Origin of the sequence: Bradyrhizobium sp. AUGA SZCCT0431 (assembly GCF_018131065.1) — a bacterium.
Classification (GTDB): domain Bacteria; phylum Pseudomonadota; class Alphaproteobacteria; order Rhizobiales; family Xanthobacteraceae; genus Bradyrhizobium.
In genome coordinates, this window is the sequence record NZ_JAFCLR010000006.1 from 84,431 (window position 1) to 108,464 (window position 24,034).

The window sequence follows — 24,034 nt, forward strand, 5'->3', positions numbered from 1 at the left end:
CTCTTGCGGCCAAGGCCAGGGGACAGAAGGCCATTATGACATACCTTCAATCCTCGTGTCCGTCCAAGCCCTGCCGCTGGAGGCACGAAACGCGTTTGTCAGGGCCTGCCCGATCGCCGCCCGCGCCTGCAAGGCATCGGTAACGACATTTCCCATCCGCAAAAACTCATGGATCATGCCCGGATAGATCTGGAGATCGACGGAAACGCCGGCGGCACGGAGCCGTGCCGCATAATCGCACCCCTCATCCACCAGCGGATCATATTCGGCAAGCACGAAAAGCGCCGGCGCCAACCCAGAGAGATCGTGCGCGGCCAGCGGCGCAAAGCGCCAATCGTCGCGGTCGGAATCGTTGCGGAGATATTGCCGGAAGAACCAATCGACGGTGTCCCGCTCGAGCAGAAAACCCGAGCCATACCGGTTATAGGAATCCGAGGTCTGCCGTGCGCTCAGGCCTGGGTAGGCGAGAACCTGCAGAACGGGCTGCGGCAAGCTTGGGTCAGCCCTGGCCGCGATCGCAAGTGCTGCGGCAAGCGTTCCGCCAGCGCTATCGCCGCCAACAGCAACGCGGCCCGCGTCCAGCCCGGCCGCCTCCCCCTCGCGACCGATCCAGGCCAGCGCATCGACGGCATCCTCGAACGCCGTCGGAAATTTATGCTCCGGGGCCAGCCGATAACCAATCGACAGCACCGCCGCACCGCTATCGGCGGCGAGGCCGCGGCACAAGGGCTGATGCGAATCGAGACTTCCGACGACAAAGCCGCCGCCGTGCATATAAAGCAGAACGGGCGTGGGATTTTGCGCGTCCGGCTCCCGCCGGGCGTACAGCCGCGCGGCGATGGCATCCCCATCGCGCGTCGGCAGGGAGAGCTGGCGTTCAAACGCCAGCGCCGGAGGGTCGACGTCGAGCAACGGCGAAGAAGCATCGAAATCCGCGCGTGCCTGTATGGCGGTCAGTTGCGGAAACGGAACGCGTGCACCGCTCTCGGTCCCAAGCTGAACCATCTCGAGGAGCGCTGCGATATCGGGATCAAGGCTCATGCGATCGTTCACTCCGCCGGTTCCGGCACCTGGTCCTGCGACGTTGTCGATGTCGCCTCCGGAGCCAGCAGCGCGCATATCTCATCGAGAAAATCGCCATCCCTGAGGATCGTAAAATGGTCGTCCCCAACAATGCCGCGGTCAACGGCATTCGGGAGCTGCGCCTCCAGCCGATCGCGCTGCGTAAGACGGTCTGACGTCCACCAGCACAGCGGCGCAGCCGCGAGACGGCGCGGCGGCGCGGCGTTTTGCGTCAGGGTTTTCAGATGCCGCCCGACAGCGAAGGCGCTGGACAGGTCGTCGACGCCGAGCAGTGTGTCGTCCGCCAAGGATCCCTGCACCGTCTCCAATACCTGTGCGGCCAGACGCCGAACGTTTTCGGTCGTCTCCGGCATGCCGACGCGTTTCGCTGCTTCCACGTGCGGATGGATGCGGCCCGATGTAGCGTTCGGAACAACGGCCGACAGCAATCCCGCGAGATCATCGGCCCAGTGGGCTACGGCTTCCTGCCGGTTCGATCCGCCGTGCGTCCGCAGCACGAAGCTGTCGACCAAGACAAGACGATCCACACGTTCACCGCTTCGTTCGAGCTCGGCCGCAACAAGGCTGACGAGAAGCCCTCCCAGCGACCAGCCAACGAGACTATAGGGACCGCGCGACTGCACACGCCTGATCTCATCTGCATAATCCGCAGCCATCGCCTCGAGCGACCGGTCGCTCCACGAACGGTCGACCAGCATCCGGGACTGCAACCCGATCACCTGCCGGCGTCCTTGGAGGCGTCGCGCCAGCGGTCCATAATCGAAGACGGTGCCGAAACCACCATGCACACAGAACACCGGCTGCGTTCCAGGAATCGCAACGTTCAGCGGCAGCAACGCCGACGGCGCCGCTGCAGCGGCGGCACTGGTATCAGCCAGCAGCGCCCGGATCGTCGGCTTCTGCAGGAGATCGCGAAGCTTGATCTCGATGCCGAAAGTCTTGTCCTGACGGAGCCGGGCAACAACCTTGAGACTGAGGATCGAGTTGCCACCGAGTTCAAAGAAATTGTCGGTCACGCCGACTTGCGGCAGCTTGAGAATGTCGGCCCACAGGCGCGCCATCGCGGTTTCCGCAGCCCCCTGCGGGGCAACGTGGGTTCGCACCGTGGTGTCGGGAGCCGGCAGCGCACGCCGGTCAACCTTTCCGCTCGACATGACCGGCAGGCGATCAAGCACCATGATCCGCGCCGGCACCATGTAGACCGGCAATGTCTGCCTCAGGAAATCGGTCAATCTGTCGACCAGCGCCTCTGCAGACGCCCCCGACGAGGCCTTTGCCGCCTTCGGCGCAACATAGGCAACGAGCTGGCTTCCGGCAGCGCCGGGCAGCGCCACGACCGCCGCCTGCTCGATCTCCTCGTGACGAAGAAGCGAAGTCTGGATCTCGCCAAGTTCGATCCGGAAGCCGTTGATCTTGACCTGGTCGTCGCTGCGGCCGAGATATTCAATGGTGCCGTCTTCGCGCCATCGCGCCAGGTCGCCGGTACGGTAAAGTCGCGCCCCCGGCTCCGTTGCGAATGGGTCGGGCACGAAACGCTCCGCTGTAATGCCCGCTTTGCCGTGATAGCCGCGCGCCAGCCCAAAGCCTCCGAGATAGAGCTCACCGGCGACGCCGGCGGGAATGATATTGAGCGAGCTATCGAGAATGTAGGCGCTGCGATCACCGACCGGCAGACCGATCGGCGCGTACGGCGTATCGCATTCAGCCGCGCCATCGACCTTCCAAACCAGGGGCGTGACCACGGTTTCGGTCGGACCATACCCGTTGATCAGGATGCGCGGTTTCAGGACGCGCTTGACCTTGTCAAAGCCCGCCTTCGGCATCGCCTCGCCGCCGAACGAGTATAGTTTGACCGGCGGCGGGTTGCCCGCCTGCTCGACCCATTCCGCGACTTGCTGAAGATAGGCGGGCGGCAGGCCGATATGGCTGACACGATGCGCATGCAAAGCGTTGACGGTTTGCTCCGGCGTCCACAGCTCCGCATCGCGCATCAGCAGCCGCGCGCCGTGCGAGAGCACCGTCAGCCATCGCTCATGCGCGCCGTCGAAAGCCAGCGACAGGAAATGCAGTTCGCACGAGCCCTCGTCGATCTCGTAGAGGCTTCCCGTGACGTGACAATGCATCGCAAGCGGCCCGTGGGCAACCGACACGCCCTTTGGTGTCCCTGTCGAACCGGAGGTGTAGATCAGATAGGCCAAGTTCTCGGGGTGCAAATCCGGTTGCGGCGCATGGTCCGGGCCGGCACCGAAATCGAATGTGGCAAGAGAGATTCTTTCAACCGCATCCAGTCCTTCTTCGAGCTGCCCCGCCAGCAGGAGCGAAATCCCGGCATCGCGCATGACAAACTTGCGTCGCTCGGACGGAAGCTCCGGATCAAGCGGAACGTACGCCCCGCCCGCCTTGAGGACGGCGAGCAGCGCGACCATCGTGACTTCGGTTCGTTCGACCACGACACCGACGCGCTGCTCGGGTTTGAGCCCGCGGCCAATCAGGTGATGGGCAAGACGATTGGCTTTGGCGTCGAGCGCTCCGAACGAGAGCACCTTACCGCCGATGGTAATTGCCGTTCGTTCCGGATGACGCTTGGCATGTGCGCTGATCGCCTCATGCACCAGCGGCAATGCAACGGCAGGTACCGCGTGGCGATTGCAGTTATCGGCAAGACCGGCATCGACCGTCGTGACCGGATCGATGCCGCCAAGCAAGAGCGAAGCGTCCCGCGTCAGTGCCGCCAGCAGGTGCTCGAACTGCATCCTGATCTGCTCGGCCTGCGCTGGCGTAAAATGGCTCGGCATATAGGTGTATTCGACTTGAAGCGTGTCCTCGACGAGGACCGACAGGTCCATCGGATAGTTCGTCACGTCGACATTCTTCAGGCCGCCGAATTGCAGCGAGCCATCCCCCTTCTGCAGCATGCTGCGTTCGATCGGATAATTTTCGAAGACGATGATGCTGTCGAACATCGTCTGACCGGCGCGGCCGGCCCAGCTCTGAATGTCGTAGAGCGGCGTGTGTTCATAATCCCGGATTGCCAGGTTGCGATCCTGAAGCGCCCGCAACCATTCTCCGACCGTGCTTGCAAGCGACGGCGATTCGATCACGGGCAATGTGTTGATGAAAAGACCGAGCATCTGCTGCGATCCATCGAGGCCGGCTGGGCGACCGGCAACGGTGACGCCGAAAGTCACGGTCTGCTGGCCTGTATAGCGCTGCAATAACAACGCCCACACGCCCTGGACAATAGTATTGAGCGTGATCCGCTCACGGCGAGCAAATACCTTCAACTGCGCGGTCGCCGTCTCGCCGAGCCGCGTGTAACAGCGCGCGTGACCGGAAGCCGGATGACGACGAGAACCGAAGGCATCGGCGAGTTGCGTCGGCTCGTCAAAGGGCTTCAGTTGCTCGCGCCAGAAGCGTTCCGCCGCTTGCGCGTCCTGCGCCACCAGCCACGCGATATAGTCGCGGTAGTGCGTCGGGTTCGCCGCGGGCGATCCGCCGTAATAACGCTCCAGGACTTCTCCGACAAACCGTGCCGAGCTCCAGCCGTCCATCAGGATGTGATGATAGGTCCAGATAAGGCGATAGAAATCGTCCTCGAGGCGGAGCAATCGAACCCTTTGCAGGGGCGGCGCCGAGAGATCAAATTCGGCGGCACGCTCGCCGGCTAGAGCCGCCGCGATGCGTTCGTCGGTAACGATTTGCCCGCGCCAGTCTTCCTGTTCGAACGGCGCGGCTGCGTCGCGATAGACGGCTTGCAGCGGCGATCCGGATAGCTCGCGCCACAGGAATCCGGTCCGAAGCATCGGATGACGCGCGGTCACCTCGCGCCAGGAGGACCGGAAGCGTTCGGGGTCGAGCCCACGGATTTCAACGCTGACCTGATTGACGTAAACGCCACTGCCGGCATCACGCTGGCTGTGGAACAGCATGCCCTGCTGCATCGGCGACAAGGGGTAGATGTCCTCGATGCGGCTCCAGTCGAGACCGAGCTTTTCGAGCTGCTCGCTGCTCAGGCCCGAGAGCGAGCCCCGCACTGGCGCCGGCGCTTCCGTTGGCGGCCGAACCTGCCTGGATATTGCTGCGAGCGTTTCGATTGTTTGATGCTGAAAGCAGTCCCGCGGCTCGATCAAGACGCCTTCGCGGCGTGCGCGGCTGACCATTTGCAGCGAAATGATCGAGTCCCCACCGAGCTCGAAGAAATTGTCGGTGACGCCGACGTTGGGCTGGCGCAGCAGGTCGGCCCAGATCGCGGCCAGCGCCGCCTCGGTCGGCGTGCGCGGCGCGACATGTTCGGCTGCGGCAAGTTGATCCGGCGCCGGCAGCGCCTTGCGGTCGATCTTGCCGTTCGGCGTCAGCGGCAATCGATCCAGCACCATGATCCGCGCCGGGACCATGTAGTCCGGCAGCACCGATGACAGCGCGGTCTTGAGCACCGACCCATCCAGCGACGCCTCGCCGCTGACATAGCCCACCAACTGGCGGCCCGCGCCGACCTCGCGCGCCACCACCACCGCCGACCGCACCGCGGCCTGTTCCATCAGCCGAGCCTCGATCTCGCCGAGCTCGATCCGGAAGCCGCGGATCTTCACCTGATGATCCGAGCGGCCGATATATTCGATCACGCCGTCGGCCCGCCACCGCGCCACGTCGCCGGTTCGGTATAGCCGTGTACCTGGAGTGCCGAAAGGATCGGGAATAAAACGCTCCGCCGTCAGCGCGCCGCGCTGCCAGTAGCCGCGGGCCAGTCCCTCGCCGCCGATATAGAGCTCTCCGGCAACGCCGACCGGCGCGAGATTGAGATCGTGGTCCAGGATGTGCAGCGTGGTGTTGCCGATCGGGCCGCCCAGCAGCGGGCGGTCGTCCTGCGCATCGAGGCGATGACGGGCCGACCACACCGTGGTTTCGGTCGGGCCGTACAGATTCCAGACCTCGCCGGCCTGCGCTACAAGCCGCCGCGAAAGATCCGGCGGCAGCGCCTCGCCGCCGCACAATATGCGGCAGCTTGCCGGAAGCGATGGCCCATCGTGATCGAGCAGCATCCGCCAGGTCGACGGCGTCGCCTGGATCATCGTCACGCCCTGGGCCGCCACCATCGCCTTGAGCTGGCCCGGATCATGCGCCGCGGCACGATCCGCCAGCACCACCCGCGCCCCCAGCGTGAGCGGCAGCCACAGTTCCAGCACCGCAATGTCGAACGACAGCGAGGTCAGGCCGAGCACGCGGTCCTGTGGCGTCATTCCCGGCCGCTCCGCCATCGTCGCCAGAAAGTTCGTCACCGCGTCGTGGCGGACCATCACGCCTTTGGGCAGGCCGGTCGAGCCTGAGGTGTAGATCACATAGGCCAGACTCTCGGGGTGGACCGCGACGTCGAGATTGCCGGCGTCATGGTCCCCGCCTCTATCCTGCTCGTCGAGCAGCCACGCTTCGGCACCGGTCTCCTTGAGCACCGGGGCAAACTGCTCCAGCAACGACGACTGCGTCAGCACCAGCGCTGCGCCGCTGTCGCGCAGCATGTGCGAAAGCCGCTCCGGCGGGTAATCCGGATCGAGCGGCAGATACGCCCCGCCCGCCTTGAGCACCGCCAGCAGCGCCACCATCATGGCGGCGCCACGCTCCAGCGCCAGACCGACCACCACGTCCGTGCCGACACCGCAATCCCGCAAGCCCCGCGCCAGCCTGTTGGCGCGCTTGTTCAGCTCGCCATAGCTCAGCGCCGCATCGCCAAACACCAGCGCGATCGAATCCGGGGACCGGCGAACCTGCTCTTCGAACTGCGCGACAATTCCCCGGCGTGGTTGGTCACGACGGGTACTGTTCATGCGCAAGAGCAGCGCCTCATCCACAGGATCGTTTGCCGCGATCATACCGACCGGTCGATCCGCATCGGCGCTCAACGCCTCCAGCAACCGCACGAAGGCGGCCTGCAGCCGCGCCACCTGCGCCTCGTCAAAATGCTTGCGCTGATAGTTGAGCACCAGCCGCAGCCGCTCATCGAGACCGACGCTCGCGAACAGCGGATAGTTGCTGGTCTCCGTGATCCTTGTCTCGCCGACACGGACGCGCTGGTTCTTCTCCTTGAGCGCACTGTCGACCGGATAATTCTCGAATACCAGGATGCTGTCGAACAGCGGCCGTCCGGGACGTCCCGCCAGGCGCTGGATTTCATAGAGTGGCGTCCAGCCGAATTCGCGCATGGTCAGATTGCGATCCTGCAGCTCGCGCAACCATGCGCCGATTTTCTGCTGCGCACCGACGCTGTCGACGACCGGCAAGGTGTTGATGAAGAGGCCCACCATGTCTTCGGCGCCTGCGAGCTCCGACGGCCGGCCCGACACGGTGACGCCGAAGCAGACCGTGCCCTGCCCGGTATGCTGGCGCAGCAATTGCGCCCATGCGGCCTGCACCAATGTGTTGAGCGTCACCCGCTCCCGCGCCACAAATTGCTGCAGCCGCGCGGTCAGCGCGACGTCCATTTCCAGCGCCAACGCACCGTGACCCGGCGTTGCTCCGCTCGAGCGTTCCGCCGAGCCATCCGAGAGCAGACCCGGCTCCCCCCGTTCCGCCATCGCCGTGCGCCAGAACGTGGCTGCGGCGTCGCGATCCCTGCTCTGCAGCCAGCCGATGTAGTCCCGATAGCGGCGCTGCAAGGCTGGCAACCGGCCATCGCCGCTGTATTGCAGCACCTCGGCGATCAGTCGCGCCGAACTCCATCCGTCGAGCAGGATGTGATGATGGGTCCAGATCAGCCAGTGACGGTCTTCTCCCAAACGAATCAGCCGGACCCGCTGCAAGGGCGGCCGCGACAGGTCAAAGCCTTCGAGGCGTTCCTGCCGCGAGACGTCCGTCAGGGCAGCATCCAGTCGGGACTGCTCCAGCACCGCAACCCGCGTCCGCCAATCCTCCTCGACGAACGGCACCTCGGCGTGGCGATAGACCACCTGTTGCGCCGAACCCGACAGGTCGCGCCAGACAAACCCGGTTCGCAGCACCGCATGGCGGTCGCTGACCGCCTGCCAGGCCAGACGAAGGTTGCCGGCATCAAGGCCATGTATTTCGGCGGCAACCTGGTTGACATAAAGTCCGCTCTCGCCGTCGTGCATCGCATGGAACAGCATGCCCTGCTGCATCGGCGACAAGGGATAGACATCCTCGATCTGGCGCCAGTCGAGTTCCAGCCGGTCGAGATCGGTCTGGCTGAGCCCGGACAACGCCACATCCGATGGTGTCAGCCCGCATGCACCGCTGGTGCAGTGATCGACCAACTCCCGCAGCGCCGCCCCGTACAACGCGGCCAGCCGCTCGATCGTCTCGCGCCGATAGCGCTTGCGGCCGAAGCCGAACGACAGTCGCAACTGCCCCTCGCGCACCGTGCCGTTGACGCTGAGCCAGCGCCGCAAAGGGCTCGATGCGCTCCGCGAGGGCCCCGCGCTTTCCGGCGCCATGGCAAAGGCCTCTCCGGCGCCGCCGTCGATCTGGCCGAGATAATTGAACGTGATCTTCGGTTCGGTCGCTCTCGACAGCGCCGCGCGCTGCCCTTCGGAACCGAGATAGCGCAACACGCCGTAGCCCAATCCGCGGCCAGGAATGGCACGAAGTTCTTCCTTCGCGGTCTTGATCAACGACGACGGATGCTGCGAGCCGCCCGCCAGACGCACCGGAAACGCGGTCGTGAACCAGCCGACCGTGCGCGAGATGTCGATATCCCCGAACAGGTCCTCGCGGCCGTGGCCTTCCAGCTCGACCAGGACCTCGTCCTGGCCGCTCCATTGCCACACGGCGCGTGCCAGGCCGGCGAGGAGAAGGTCGTTTATTTGCGTGCGGTAGGCGGAAGGAGCGTCAGTCAGCAGGCGTTGCGTCAGTTCTGCGTCGAACGACAGCGAGATTTCATCGGCGTCGGCGACGTAATCGATACCACCGTGATCGTCGTCGCACGGAACATCCGCACGTCCGGAGCGCTCCACCCAATAGGGCAGCTCTGCCGCGAGCTCGGACGACGCTGCGTAAGCCTCCAGCCGGGCCCCCCACAGGGCGTAGGCATGGCTCTTCGGCGGAAGCGCAACCGTGTTGCCTTGCGTCAACTGGCTGTACGCCGCTGCGACGTCCTCCAGCAGCACCCGCCATGACACGCCGTCTACAACCAGATGATGGATCACGATCAGCAGACGCTGACTACCGTCGGCAACGTCGATGCCGACCGCACGCAGCAGCGGACCATTGGCCAGCGACAGGCTTGCCTGCGCCGACGATGCAAGTGCCGTGACGGCTTCGCCGTCAACCGCGCTTCGGACCCACAAGAGTTCAGCCGTATCCGGCGCGGCGCCATGCTCCGCACGCCACACGCCGTCCCTCGCTTCGAAGCGAAGCCGCAACGCGTCGTGATGATTGAGCACGGCCGCTATCGCGCGTCCGATAACCTCCCAATCAAGCCGGTCGCTCGGCCGCAACAGCACCGCCTGGTTCCAGTGGTCGCGTTCTCCGACATCGTCTGCGAAGAACCGGGTCTGGATCGGCAGCAATGGATGTGAGCCGGCAATCAACCCTTGCTCGGCGCGCGTCACGTTCAGTTGCTCGGCACGCGCCGCAAACGCCAGGGCTTCCAGCGTCTGATGCTGGAACACATCGCGCGGTTCGATCAGGTAACCGGCCCGTCGGGCCCGGCTCACCATCTGCAGCGAGATGATCGAATCGCCGCCGAGTTCGAAGAAATTGTCGGATAGTCCCACGACAGGCCGGCCGAGCAGTTCGGCCCAGATCGCCGCGAGCGCCATTTCCGCCGGGGTACGCGGCGCCAGGTGCTCCGAGCCGGTGTCGATCGCGTCCGGTGCCGGGAGCGCACGCCGGTCGACCTTGCCGTTCGGCGCCAGCGGAAGCCGTTCCAGCGTAATGATCCGCGACGGCACCATGTAATCGGGCAGTACGGATGACAGCGCCGCGCGCAGCGCTGTTCCGTCAAGATCATCTGCGCCGCAAACGTAACCGAAGAGCTGGCGTCCCAAGCCCACCTCGCGGGCAACCACCACCGCGGAGCGCACACCGCGCTGCTCGAGCAGCCGCGCTTCGATCTCTCCGAGCTCGATGCGGAAACCTCGGATCTTGATCTGATGATCGGACCGCCCGACATACTCGATGGCGCCGTCCGGGCGCCAGCGCGCCAGATCGCCCGTCCGGTACAGCCGCTCGCCGGGACCGCCGAACGGGTCGGGGATGAACCGTTCCGCCGTCAACCCCTGGCGCTGCCAATAGCCGCGCGCCAGCCCGACGCCTCCGATGAACAACTCGCCCGTCACCCCGGTCGGAACCAAGTTCAGCGCGGCGTCAAGGATGCGAATGGCCGTGCCCGGGATCGGTCGTCCGATCGGCACGCGCACCGCGCCGTCGTCGCGGCAATTCCAGAACGTCGCGTTGATCAGGGCCTCGGTCGGACCGTAGCGGTTGTCGAAGCGAACCCTGGGGAAGGCTGCGAGCACGCGCGCCTTCAACTCCGCAGGCAAGGCTTCGCCGCCGGCAAACAGCCGCTTGAGCGTCACGCAGCGTTCCACCTCCGGCTCAGCAATGAAATGCTCGAGCATCGGCGGCACGAAATGCAGCGTCGTCACATCGTGGGCAACGACCGCGTCAATGAGAAGCCGCGGTTCGCGATGTGCGCCGGGCGCGGCGATCGCAAGGCGCGCACCGGCCGCCAGCGGCCACAGAATTTCCCACACCGACACGTCGAAGCTGAACGGTGTTTTCTGCAGCAGGGTCTCGCAGGCATCGAGGCGGTATTCAGCCTGCATCCAGCCGAGCCGAGCGGCCAGCGCGCCATGCGAGCAGGCAACGCCCTTTGGCATGCCGGTCGATCCCGACGTGTACATCACATAGGCGAGACTGGCCGGATCAAGCGCGATATCGAGATTGCCCTGCTCCGCTGCCCCGGTCTTATTCTCCGCGTCGATCGTCCAGGCCTCCGCGGCCGCTTCCACAATCACGGGCGCGAGGCGTTCAAGCAACCGGCTTTGAGTCAGCACCAGCCTGGCGCCACTGTCCCGCAGCATATGCAGCAGCCGGTCAGCCGGATAATCCGGGTCGAGCGGCAGATAGCCTCCACCCGCTTTCAGCACCGCGAGAACGCCGACGATCAGCTCGACGCTGCGCTCCAGTGCGACACCGACCAGCTGGTCGCTGCCGATACCGCGGTCCCGCAACTGCCGCGCCAGACGATTGGCACGAGCGTTCAACTCGCCATAGCTGACCTGTTGATCGCCGGACACCAACGCGATCGACGACGGCAAAGCAGCGGCACGCGCCTCGATCTGCGCAACGATACCGCCACCAAACTCCGGAATCTTGTTCGGCTCGATGGCGCCGCCACTCCAGGCGAGCATTTGCCTGACCTCATCGACATCGAGCCCGGTGAGTTCGCCAAGCGGCGCGGCGGCATCCGTCACGATCTGCGCGAGCAGGCGCGACAAACAGGCTTGCAGATAGCTTATCTGGTCCTGATCGAACCGGCCGCGGTCATACCGGAAACCGAGATTGATGCCGTCGGTCTTGGCGAATACCGCTACCGTGAGCGCATAATTAGTGATCGAGACCTGCTCGACCCGTCCAAAGCGCGAACCGCTTTCATTCTCGCCGCGCAGGGCTTCATCGATCGGATAGTTCTCGAACACCAGGATGCTGTCGAACAGCGGCCGGCCGGATCGTCCCGCCAAGCGCTGGATCTCGTAGAGCGGCATCCAGCCATGGTCGCGCAGATCAATGTTGCGCGCCTGCAGGTCGCGAAGCCACGTACCGATTTCGGCTTGCGGTTTTGCCTGATCAACCACCGGCAGGGTGTTGATGAAGAGGCCGACCATTTCCTCGGACCCGGCGATCTCCGCAGGCCTGCCCGACACCGTCGCTCCGAAACACACAACGCGCTGCCCGGTATGACGCCGCAACAGTTGCGCCCACGCACCCTGCAGGAGCGTGTTCAACGTCACGCGCTCGCGCCTGGCGAACGCCTGCAATCTTGCGGTCAGATCAGGAGTGAGAAGCAGATCGAGCGAACCGTGGCCGGATGCGCCCGTGCTTGAAGGTCCGCCCAGCACATCCGCCAGGAAGGTCGGCTCGTCCAGCTCGGCCAAGGCGGTACGCCAGAACGCCGCCGACGCTTCGCGATCCTGCCTTTGCAGCCAGCCGATATAGTCACGGTAACGGCCGTGCACCGCAGGCAATCGGCTGCCGCGTTCATGCTGCAGTATCTCGGCCACCAGTCGCGCCGAACTCCAGCCGTCGAGCAGAATGTGGTGATGCGTCCAGATCAGCCAGTGGCGGTCTTCCCCGAGTCTGATCAGCCGCACCCGCTGCAGGGGCGCATGCGACAAATCGAAACCTTCGGCCCGCTCGGCCTGCGACGCCAACGCCAGCGCGGCTTCGAGTTCGCTGCGGTCCATGCTGGCCGCCTGTTCGCACCAGTCTTCTTCGACGAACGGCAGCGTCACATGACGATACACCACCTGCTGGGCTGCGCCCGACAGTTCGCGCCAGGCGAAACCAGTGCGCAGTACCGCGTGCCGGGCGCTCACTTCCTGCCAGGCCGCCCGCAGCCTGCCGGGATCGATGCCACGGATTTCCAGGCCGACCTGATTGACATAATTTCCGCTTTCGCCGTCGCGCAACGCGTGGAACAACATGCCCTGCTGCATCGGCGACAGCGGATAGATGTCCTCGATCTCTCGGCAATCGATCGTTGCAGTCAGGACATCGAGATCAGCCTGGCTCAAACGGGAGAGCTCAACGTCCGACGGCGTAATCCCGCGCGCACCGCCGGTGCAATGGTCCACCAGCCCACGCAAGGCCGCCGCATAGTGCTCTGCGAGGCGTTCCACCGTGGCACGCTGGTAGCGCCGGCGACCGAAACTGAACGACAGTCGCAGCAGTCCGTCGCGCACCTGGCCGTTGATGCTGAGCCAGCGGCCAAGCGGCGCGCTCGCACTGCGTGCGGCGCCGGCGCTCTCGGGCGCAACCTTGAACGAGGCCCCCTCACCCAGGCTCGCATCGAACTGGCCGAGATAATTGAAAACGATACGCGGCTCGGGGATTGCGGAAAGCGCATGGCGCTGCTCTTCGGTGCCGAGATAGCGCAGAATACCATAGCCCAGCCCGCGCGCAGGGATCGCCCGCAGTTCCTCCTTGACCGCCTTGATCAGCGCAGCGTCGTTCCCCGAACCACCTGGCAAGCGGACAGGGAACGCAGTGGTGAACCAGCCCACCGTACGTGAGATCTCGGCGCCCGCGAAAATATCTTCCCGGCCATGGCCTTCGAGTTCGACAAGAACGTCGTCAATCCTGCTCCAGCACGATACCGCGCGCGCCAACGCCGCCAGCAGCAGATCGTTGACCTGGGTCCGGTAGGCCGACGGCGCTTCCTTGAGCAGCCGTGTCGTCAGCCCCGCGTCGAACGTCAGCAGGATTTCCTCGCCCTCGGCAACCCTATCGACGTCGCCATGATCGTTATCGCAGGGCAGATTGGCGTTGGGCTTGCGTTCCATCCAATACGGCAGCTCGGCCGCCAGTTCGGCGCTGTCTGCATGCGCTTTCAAGCGCGCGGCCCAGGATGAATAGGATTGGCTCTTTGGCGTCAACGCAACGGGTGCCGCGCCCTGCGCCATCTGGCCGTAAACCGATGCGACGTCTTCCAGCAAGACCCGCCATGACACACCGTCGATGACGAGATGATGCACCGATATCAGGAGCCGCTGGCTGCCGTCGGCAAGGTCCATTCCGACCACGCGCAACAGCGGTCCTTGCAATGACAGGCTGGCTTGGGCTGCTGACGCCAGCGCGGTCACCTCGGCCGCATCGCGTACGCCGCTCCGAATCCAGAATATTTCCGAGACCGGGGGCGCGGCGCCATAGGACGCCCGCCAGGCACCGTTGATCTCTTCGAAGCGAAGGCGCAGCGCATCGTGATGCGCCACGATAGCAGCGACCGTGCGCTCCATGACCGCCCAATCCAGCCGCGACTGCGGCATCAACAATACTGCCTGGTTCCAGTGATGGCGTTCGCCGGCATCCTCGCCGAAGAACCGAGCTTGAATAGGCAACAGCGGATGCTCGCTGCCCGCCAGATCCTTCTCGCGCTCGGCGTCCGGCACCGCCTGTTCCGTGCGCGCCGCCAGCGCCAGTTCCTGCAATGTCTGGTGCCGGAAAACATCACGTGGCTCGATCAGCAGGCCGGCCTGACGGGCGCGACCCACCATCTGCAGCGAGATGATTGAATCGCCGCCAAGTTCGAAGAAATTGTCGTCGACGCCAATCAGGGGCTGCCCAAGGAGCTCCGCCCAGATCGCGGCAAGCGTCGTCTCCGTCGCGGTGCGCGGCGCGACGTGTGCTGCGGCGGCGTGCATATCGGGGACCGGCAAGGCTTCCCGATCCACCTTGCCATGCGCGGTGAGCGGCAGACTTTCAAGCCTGATGATGCGGGCCGGCACCATGTAGTCCGGCAGCCCGTCCGAGAGTGCGGCGCGGATTGCCTTCTCGTCGGGCGCGCCTTCACCACAGACATAACCCACCAGCTGGTGCGTTGCCCCGGCGTCGTGGGCAACGACGACCGCCGATTGCACGCCGGGCTGACGCATCAGCCACGCCTCGATTTCGCCGAGCTCAATCCGGAAACCGCGGATCTTGACCTGATGATCGGAGCGGCCGAGATATTCAATCACGCCATCCGGACGCCATCGGGCAAGATCGCCGGTGCGGTATAGCCGCATGCCCGGCGCGCCAAAGGGGTCGGGGATGAATCGCTCCGCCGTCAACGCGCCGCGCCGCCAGTAGCCCCGCGCCAACCCTTCGCCGCCGATGAACAGTTCGCCGGTCACGCCGACCGGCACGATGTTCAGATCGGCATCGAGGACATAAGCCGACCGTCGGCCGACCGGGCGGCCGATAGGGGCATAACTGCCCTCAATCTCTTCGCTGGCATCGACCTTCCAGACCAGCGGCGTCACGACGGTTTCAGTCGGGCCGTAACCGTTGATCAAGGTCCTCGGCTTGAGCGCGCGCTTGACCTTGTCGAAGCCTGCTTTCGGCATCGCCTCGCCGCCGAAAGAATAGAGCGAAACCGGCGGTGGATCGCCGCGCCATGCCGCAAAGTCGGCGAGCTGCTGCAGGTAAGCCGGTGGAAAGCCGGCGTTGGTGACGCGCTGTTTGCGCATGACATCCAGCGTCTGCTCGGCCGACCACAGATTCCCGTCCCGCATCACAAGCGCGGCGCCGCAGGTCAGCGCGGTCCAGAGCCGTTCATGCGCACCGTCGAACGTAAAGGACAGGAAATGCAATTCGCGGGAATGCCGGTCCATATCGTAGAGCCCGGCGGTCACCTCGCAATGCATCGCAAACGGTCCATGCTCGACCGCGACACCTTTCGGCATTCCGGTCGAACCCGACGTGTAGATCACATAGGCGAGGCTTTGCGCTGCCACGGCGATTGCGGGATTGCTCTCCATATCCTGGTCAGGATCATCAGCGTCAAACGGAACAACTTCGATACCGTCCTGTTGCGGGATCAGCGCTTCACCGGCGACATCCGTCAGCACAAAACGCACGCCGGCGTCGCACATGGTGGCGAGCTGCCGCTTGACCGGGTGGTCGGGATCAAGCGGCAGATAGGCGGCGCCCGTCTTCAGCACGGCCAGCAGCGCCACGACGAGAGATGGCGAACGTTGCGCCGACAGGCCGACCAGGTCGGAACTGGTGACACCAAGACGGATCAGGCGATGCGCAAGGCGGTTGGCGCGACGGTTGAGCTCCTCATACGAGATAACGTCGTCGCCGAAGACGAGCGCCGGCGCATCGGGTGTTTTCGCGGCAAAGCGGGCTACCGTCTGGTGCACGGGTGTGAACGGCGTCGCCGAACCGGCGTCTGCTCCGTTCCAGCTCCTGATTTGAGTCAGCTCCTGCTCGCAAAGCAGCGCGATGCCGGCGATGGACTGCGACGAATCCTGAGCCATCGTCTTGAGGAGCGTGATCCAATGCGCCGCAAGGCGTTCGATCGTCGCCGCGTCGAACAGTGCCGTTGCGTAGGTGAATATCGCGCGTATCTCTCCTGACGGTCCCTCTTCGCTGTCGAGCGCCAGATCGAACTTGACGGTGTCGACATTGGGTTCGATTTTTTCGATTTGCAGGCCGGTCAGGCCGAGCGAATTGTCCGATGTCCGGCGACGCTGGTGGTTGTAGAGAACCTGGAAGAGAGGATTCTGGCTCAGGCTGCGCTTGGGCTGCAGTGCCTCCAACAGCCGCTCGAACGGAAGATCCTGGTTCTCCTGGGCTTCGATCGTGGCTGCATGGACGCTAGCGATGAAGTCCGCGATGGTCGCGCGCCCGTCGAGTTGCGTGCGCAGCACCTGGGTGTTGACGAACAGCCCGATCATTCCCCGGGTCTCGTCCCGGTGGCGATTGGCGACCGGGACGCCGACGCCGATGTCGGATTGGCCGGTATAGCGATAGAGCAGCAGCTTGAAGCTCGCCAGCAGGACGGCGAACAGCGTCGTCTGGTGCTTGCGCGCCAGAGCACGCAGGGCATCGGCAAGCCCCGGATCAAGGTCCACGCGAACCGCTGCGCCGGCGAGGTCGGGTTCCGCCGGCCGTGCCCGATCGATGGGAAGCTGCAGCACCGCCGGATCCTTCAGGCGGGTCGTCCAATAGTCGATCTGCCGCTCGCCGTCGACCGCGCTCATCCAGAGCTGCTGCCATTCGGCATAGTCGATATATTCAACATCAAGCTCAGGCAGCGCCGGCGCCTCGCCCCGCGCAACGGCCGCGTACAGCTGCCAGAACTCCTGGACCAGCACCCCCATCGACCAGCCATCGGCCACAATATGGTGCAGGCTGACCACGACAAACCTGTCGTCTTCTCCCAGCGTCAGCACTGCGACCCGCATAAGCGGGCCGGCCTCGAGATCGAAGGGTCGTGCGGCTTCCTCGCGCGCCAGCAGGCGAGCCTGCTGCTCGCGGTCACGGCCATCTATCTTGACGTGTCTGATCTCGACCGGTTGCGGATCGAGCAGGATCTGCTCGGCTTCCCTGCCCTCTTGCCGAAACACAGTGCGAAGCGCGCTGTGCCTCATAACCAGCCTGTCGAACGCCTGCTGCATCGCATGCACATCGAGTTTACCGCGCACCCGCACAGTCGCCGGGATGTTGTAGGCCGCGCTGTCCGGATCCATTCGCCACAGGAACCAGAGGCGCGACTGCGCAAAGGAAAGCGGCGCGCGCGTCCGTTCCTGGCGCGCAATCGGCAGCATGGCCAGGTTAACGCCCTTGGCCGCCAGCTGCGTCAGGAACGCACGCTGCTTGTTCGCATCAAGGCGCATCAATCGCCGTGAGATGTCGCGAAGCTGCTGCTTCTGTGTGGTGGCGGTGTCACTCATCGGAAAATTCGACTTCCTTCAACATGTCGAGCATCGCCGCGATGTCGTCGCCGCGCTTCTCGACCTGAATCTCCGGGGCGATGCCAGCCGCCATCGTCTCAATGGTCGTCATTTCAAACAGGCGGTTCAGCGGCAGATCATGGCCGAGATCGCGCTTGATACGGCTGATGAGTTGGACGGCGGTGAGAGAATCCCCACCGAGCTCGAAGAAGTTGTCGGTGACGCCGATGTTGGGCTGGCGCAGCAGGTCGGCCCAGATCGCGGCCAGCGCCGCCTCGGTCGGGGTGCGCGGCGCGACATGCTCGGCGGCGGCAAGTTGATCCGGCGTCGGCAGCGCCTTGCGATCGATCTTGCCGTTCGGCGTCAGTGGCAATCGATCCAGCACCATGATCCGCGCCGGGACCATGTAGTCCGGCAGCACCGATGACAGCGCGGTCTTGAGCACCGACCCATCCAGCGACGCCTCGCCGCTGACATAGCCCACCAACTGGCGGCCAGCGCCGACCTCGCGCGCCACCACCACGGCTGAGCGCACCGCGGCCTGTTCCATCAGCCGCGCCTCGATCTCGCCAAGCTCGATCCGGAAGCCGCGGATCTTCACCTGATGATCCGAGCGGCCGATATATTCGATCACACCGTCGGCGCGCCACCGCGCCACGTCACCGGTGCGATACAGCCGTGTCCCAGAGGGGCCGAACGGATCGGGAATAAAACGTTCCGCCGTCAGCGCGCCGCGCCGCCAATAGCCGCGCGCGAGTCCCTCGCCGCCGATATAGAGTTCGCCCGTAACCCCGACCGGTGCAAGGTTGAGATCGTTGTCCAGGATGTGCAACGTGGTGTTGCCGATCGGGCCACCAAGCACCGGGCGGTCGTCCTGCGCGTCAAGGCGGTGACGGGCCGACCACACGGTCGTCTCGGTCGGACCGTACAGGTTCCAGACCTCGCCGGCCTGCGCTACAAGCCGCCGCGAAAGATCCGGCGGCAGCGCCTCGCCGCCGCACAATATGCGGCAGCTTGCCGGAAGCGATGGCCCATCGTGATCGAGCAGCATCCGCCAGGTCGACGGCGTCGCCTGGATCATCGTCACGCCCTGGGCCGCCACCATCGCCTTGAGCTGGCCCGGATCATGCGCCGCGGCACGATCCGCCAGCACCACCCGCGCGCCCAGCGTGAGCGGCAGCCACAGCTCCAGCACGGCAATGTCGAACGACAGCGAGGTCAGGCCGAGCACGCGGTCCTGTGGCGTCATTCCCGGCCGCTCCGCCATCGTCGCCAGGAAGTTCGTCACTGCGTCGTGACGGACCATCACGCCCTTGGGCAAGCCGGTCGAGCCTGAGGTGTAGATCACATAGGCCAGGCTCTCGGGGTGAATCGCAACATCCAGATTACCGGCATCACCACCCTCACCGCCCGCCGCCTCGTCGAGCAGCCATACCTCGGCGCCGGTCTCCTTGAGCACGGGAGCAAATTGCTCCAGCAACGACGACTGCGTCAGCACCAGCGCCGCGCCGCTGTCGCGCAGCATGTGCGAAAGCCGCTCCGCCGGATAATCCGGATCGAGCGGCAGATAGGCGCCGCCGGCCTTGAGCACCGCCAGTAGCGCCACCATCATGGCGGCACCACGCTCCAGCGCCAGACCGACCACCACGTCCGTCCCGACTCTGTAATCCCGCAATCCCCGCGCCAGCCTGTTGGCGCGCGTGTTAAGCTCGCCATAACTCAGCACCGCATCGCCAAACACCAGCGCGATCGCATCCGGGGACCGGCGGACCTGCTCTTCGAACTGCGCATGAAGGCAGCGGTCTCGCGGATACCCGGCGTCCGCCCGATTCCACGTATCGAGCAGGAGTTCGCGCTCCTCAGGCGGCAAAATGTCGAGTTGCCGGACGGGAAACTGCGGCCGTCGCTCCAGACTATCGGCCAGTTGCTCGAGTGCATGCTGCATCAACGCGCAGACGCGTTCGGGCGAGAGCGGATGGATCGCTTGCGCCGTCAGACCCAATGCCTGACCGTAATCCTCGACCGACAGCATCAAGGGATAATTGGTGCGCTCTTCACCACCGAGCCACTCGATGCCGTCGACACCGGCGGCGGTCTCATCCGCGGTCGAGCCGGCCGGCATGGCGTTATGGCGGTAGTTCAGGATCGAACTGAACAAGGGGGCCGGCGCCGCAACCTTGCTGCAGCGTTGCGCAAGCGCCAGCGAGGCATGTTCATGCACCATCAGTTCGGCGAGCCGGGCGTGCGCACGGCGAACGCTATCTTCGACCGCGGTGCCGTCGAGGTCGAGCCGCAGCGGCAATGTGTTGATGAATAACCCCATGGTGCGGTCACCACCGGCGCCGGTATGCATGCGGCCGAACAGCACCGTGCCGAACACGACGCGCTCGCGTCCGCTGCTCCGCGCCACCACCTGGCCCCAGGCGAGATGGCAGAGACTGGCGAGGCTCACTCCCAGACGACGCGCCTGAACGCGCAGCCGTCCGTTGAGCGATTGCGACAGCGTTCGCCGGGCTTCCGCCACGCCACGGCCGTCGCCGTGCACCCTGTCCAGACCAAACGGCGTGGTCGGTTCATCGATATCCGACAGCATGCTGCGGAAAAAGCGCTCATGCCCGGCCGTAGCTTCCACTCCCTGCGTCTGGGCCACGAGATTTCGGAACCGATACGGAGCCGCGAGTTCATGACGCCCGGACAATATCTTCCGGACTTCGTCATGCATCACCTCCAGGGTGGAGTGATCGCCGATCAGGTGATGCAGCAAGACCAGCAGCAGCCAGCGATCCTTGCCGGGATCGCGGGCCACCGCAAAGCGGAGCAGCGGCGCCTGGCCAAGATCGATCCTGTTCCGTCGCGGATCAAAACGCTGCGCAAGCTGTTCGTGCGCCGGGCTTTCGCGGTCCAGCCCGACCTCGGTCACAATCAAGGGTGCCTGTCGCCAGACTACCTGCGCCGGGGTGGACAAGCCCTCCCATGCAATGGAGGTGCGGAGAATGTCGTGACGATCGATCACCTGCCGAACGGCTGCGAGATAGCGGTCGAGCAAATCGCGGTTTGCAAACGCCATCTGCCCGGCCAGCAGATAAGGGTCGCCCTCCGCTGCCAGCAGGTGGTGAAACAGGATGCCGTCCTGAAGCGGCGACAATCCGTAGATATCCTGGATGTTGGCAACGCCACCGGGAACCTTCGACGCAATGCTGTCGATGTCGGATTGCTCGAGCGCGATCAGCGGCAACATACCGGGCGTGATCGCCGTGGCCAGCATCGGGATCAGGTTGGCCGGCACGTCGGCCACGCCGCCGCCATCAAGGCTCGCGGCGAAATCAGTCAGCACCGGCTTGGCGAACAGCGTGCGCACGTCCGCGCTGAGCGAATGCCGCTGCAACCGCTCCAGCATGCGGACTGCGAGCAGCGAGTGGCCGCCGAGTTCAAAGAAGTGATCGTTCCGCCCAATGCGTTCGACGCCAAGCAGCTCGGTCCAGACCTTGGCAACCGTTTCTTCGCGTTCGCCTTGCGGTGCTTCATAGTCTCGGCGCACGAAGGCATCGTCCTCGGGCGACGGCAGCGCCTTTCGATCGACCTTGCCGTTCGGCGTGAGCGGCAGCGCGTCCAGTCGCACGAAAGCCGACGGCACCATATATTCCGGCAAGCAGGCCCGAAGATGGCCGCGCAGTGCAGCCGCTAAATCACCGCCGTCGTCATCCGACGCCGACGGCACCACATAGGCAACCAGCCGCTGGTCGCCGTCGTGATCCTGGCGCGCCAGCACCACCGCATCGGCCACGCCGGCGTGCTCGTTCAAGCGAAATTCGATCTCGCCCAACTCGATGCGGAAGCCGCGGATCTTGACCTGATGGTCATTGCGGCCGAGGAACTCGATATTGCCATCCGGCAAATAGCGGCCGAGATCACCGGTGCGATACATCCGCGCCCCTGCATCGCCGCTGAAGAGATCGAACACGAACCGTTCTGCGGTCAGATCGGCACGATTGAGAAACCCGCGCGCGACCCCTGCTCCGCCGACATAGATCTCGCCGATCGCCCCGAGCGGAACCGGCGCGCCGAATCTGTCCAGCAGGTAAATCCGCGTGTTGGGAAGCGGGCGACCGATCGGGACGACGCCGCCTTCAAAGTCCATCGGCCGCAGCCAGGTTGTGGCGCAGACGGTCGTCTCCGTGGGACCGTAGCCGTTGAAAACGGCCACGCTTGACGGCACGCCCTTGACCAGCTCGGCCTTGGGCAATTCACCGGCGAGGACAAGCACCCGCAGTGATGCCAGGCGATCAAGGTCCGTCCGCCCCTGGAGGAAGGCGGGCGGCAGGGTTGCGTGCGTAATGCCGTTGTGTGCCAGATAATCCAGCAGCTCCGCCGCGCTGCGATGCTCTCGCGGGCCGAGCAGAAACAATTCGGCCCCGGAGCACAGGGCCATGACGATTTCCCACGTGCTGGCGTCAAAGCTGAATGAAGCGAATTGAACGACGCGGCTGCGCGAGGAAACTTCAAGCAGCGCCCGTTGAGCCAGCGCCAGGTTCACCAGGCCGCGATGCTCGACCATCACGCCTTTTGGCGCGCCGGTAGAACCCGACGTATAGATGATGTAGGCAAGATGACCTGATGTCAGCCCATCGACATCCGGAGTTGACTTCGCCAACCCGGCGATAACAGGCGCGGCCGCCTCCAGATCGACGATCTCGCACACCGTACTTGCGAGCGCCGCGCGCCCGGCATCGTCGCAAATCAACAGCTTTGGCTTTGCGTCATCGACGATCTGCCGCAGCCGTTCGGCTGGATAAGCGGGATCCAGCGGCAGATAGGCGCTGCCCGCCTTGAGTACGGCCAGCAGGCTGACGACCATGGCGATGCTGCGTTCCAGGCAGATCGCGACCGGCTGGTCCGGACCCGAGCCCCGCTCAATCAGATAGTGCGCGAGCTGGTTGGCCCTTGCATCCAGCTCGCCGTAACTCAGGCGAATATCTTCGTGCACCAGCGCAACGGCATCGGGTGCGGCTCGGACCTGCTCTGCGAACAATTCGTGGATGCAATGTTCGGACGGGCACGGCGTAGCGGTCTGGTTCCAAGTCTCCAGAACGAGTTCGCGCTCTTCGACATCAGCCACATCAATCCGGTCGACGACCTGACCCGCATCGGCGACCATGGCTCGCAGCATGGCCAGCAGATAGTCCCGATGACGCTCGACGGTTGCCTCGTCGAACAGTGCCGTCGCGTAGTTCAGGGCTCCGACGATGCGGCCGTCGGCCTCGCTCAGGTTGAGTTCAAGATCGAACTTGACCTCGTTGAGAGCGGTGTTTGTAATTTCGACTTTCAGGCCCGGCAATTCAAGTTCTGCCGGTTCGTTATTCTGCCAGGCGAACACGACCTGAAACACCGGGGCATGATCCAGACGCCGCGGCGGCTGAATGATTTCGACGAGTTGCTCGAACGGCAAATCCTGATGGTCCTGGGCCGCCAGCGCCGCACCGCGCACGCGGGTCAACAGCTCAGCCACGTCAGGTTCGCCCGACAAATCGACGCGGAGCGCCAGCATATTGACGAAGAAGCCGACCAGACCCTCGATTTCGCGCCGGTTGCGATTGGCCGTCGGCGTACCGATCACGACATCGATCTGACCTGAAAGCCTCGACAGCACGGCCGCCCATGCCGCCAGCACCGTCATGAATGCGGTCGTGCGATGAGATTGGCTTAGCCGTTTGATGCCGCGTGCAAGCTCGGCGTCGATCTCGATCGGCAATGACGCGCCGGCGAGAGACCTGACCGGCTGTCGCGGCCGATCGGTCGGCAGTTCGAGCAAGGCCGGCGCACCCGCCAGCGTCTGCCGCCAATGGTCGACCTGCCGCTGCAATCGTTCTCCCGTCAGCCACTGGCGTTGCCAGGCGGCATAGTCAGGATACTGAATCGTCAGCCCCGGCAGCGGATCACTCTCGCCGGCCGTGAAAGCCCGATACAAGGCGCCCAGCTCACGCACGAGCACACCGATGGACCAGCCATCGGAAACGATATGATGCTGGGTTAGCAAGAACAGATACTCGCGCTCCGCAATCCGGATGAGACGACCACGGATCAACGGCCCTTCGGAGAGATCGAAGGGCGTATTCGCCTCGTCGCGGCACAGGCGCTCAAGCACCTGCTCGCACTCCGGTTCGGCCCGCAAATCATGTACTAGCGGAGGCAGGCCCTGACCGGCAGGCAACAGCTCGACGCAAGGCTGTCCATCGGCAACACGAAAAATGCTGCGCAGGGATTCGTGACGCGCAAACAGCTGGTCCAGACTGCGACGCCAGGCGGTGACGTCGAGTTCGCCCACAAGGCGCAACGCGCCGCGAATGTGATAGTTGGTGCTGGTGCCGTCGAGTTGCGCCAGCAGCCAAAGCCGTTGCTGCGCAAAGGACAATGCAAGCGGCCCGTCGCGCGGCACCGCCGGTATCGAGACGGATTCTCCCCTGTTGGCGTTGCGGCTCCGGCCCTTGGCCAACGCCAGGAGTTTTTTCAATCCTTCTGCATCCAGCTCCCGCAAATCGGGTTTCAGTGAATCTGCCATT

3 protein-coding genes are annotated in these 24,034 nt (G+C 64.6%); all 3 read right to left on the bottom strand.

Translation table 11 applies throughout. The features are described from left to right. Positions 1-33: 33 nt before the first annotated feature. Positions 34-912: an alpha/beta hydrolase gene (locus JQ567_RS07370; RefSeq protein WP_249165305.1), complete on the bottom strand. Its 879-nt coding sequence runs from the start codon at positions 910-912 to the stop codon at positions 34-36. Positions 913-1,049: 137 nt separating this feature from the next. Continuing rightward, complete coding sequence (locus JQ567_RS07375) at positions 1,050-17,477, bottom strand: non-ribosomal peptide synthase/polyketide synthase (RefSeq protein ID WP_212438199.1); 16,428 nt, start codon at positions 17,475-17,477, stop codon at positions 1,050-1,052. After that, a complete protein-coding gene (locus tag JQ567_RS07380; protein WP_212438200.1) occupies positions 17,470-24,033 on the bottom strand; it encodes a non-ribosomal peptide synthetase in 6,564 nt (2,187 codons plus the stop codon). The genes JQ567_RS07375 and JQ567_RS07380 overlap by 8 nt, the downstream gene beginning before the upstream one ends. Position 24,034: the final 1 nt, after the last annotated feature.

Coding starts and splice junctions, on each gene's coding strand:
- JQ567_RS07375 (WP_212438199.1), bottom strand. CDS start 17,477: ATGAGTGACACCGCCACCACACAGAAGCAGCAGCTTCGCGACATCTCA.
- JQ567_RS07380 (WP_212438200.1), bottom strand. CDS start 24,033: ATGGCAGATTCACTGAAACCCGATTTGCGGGAGCTGGATGCAGAAGGA.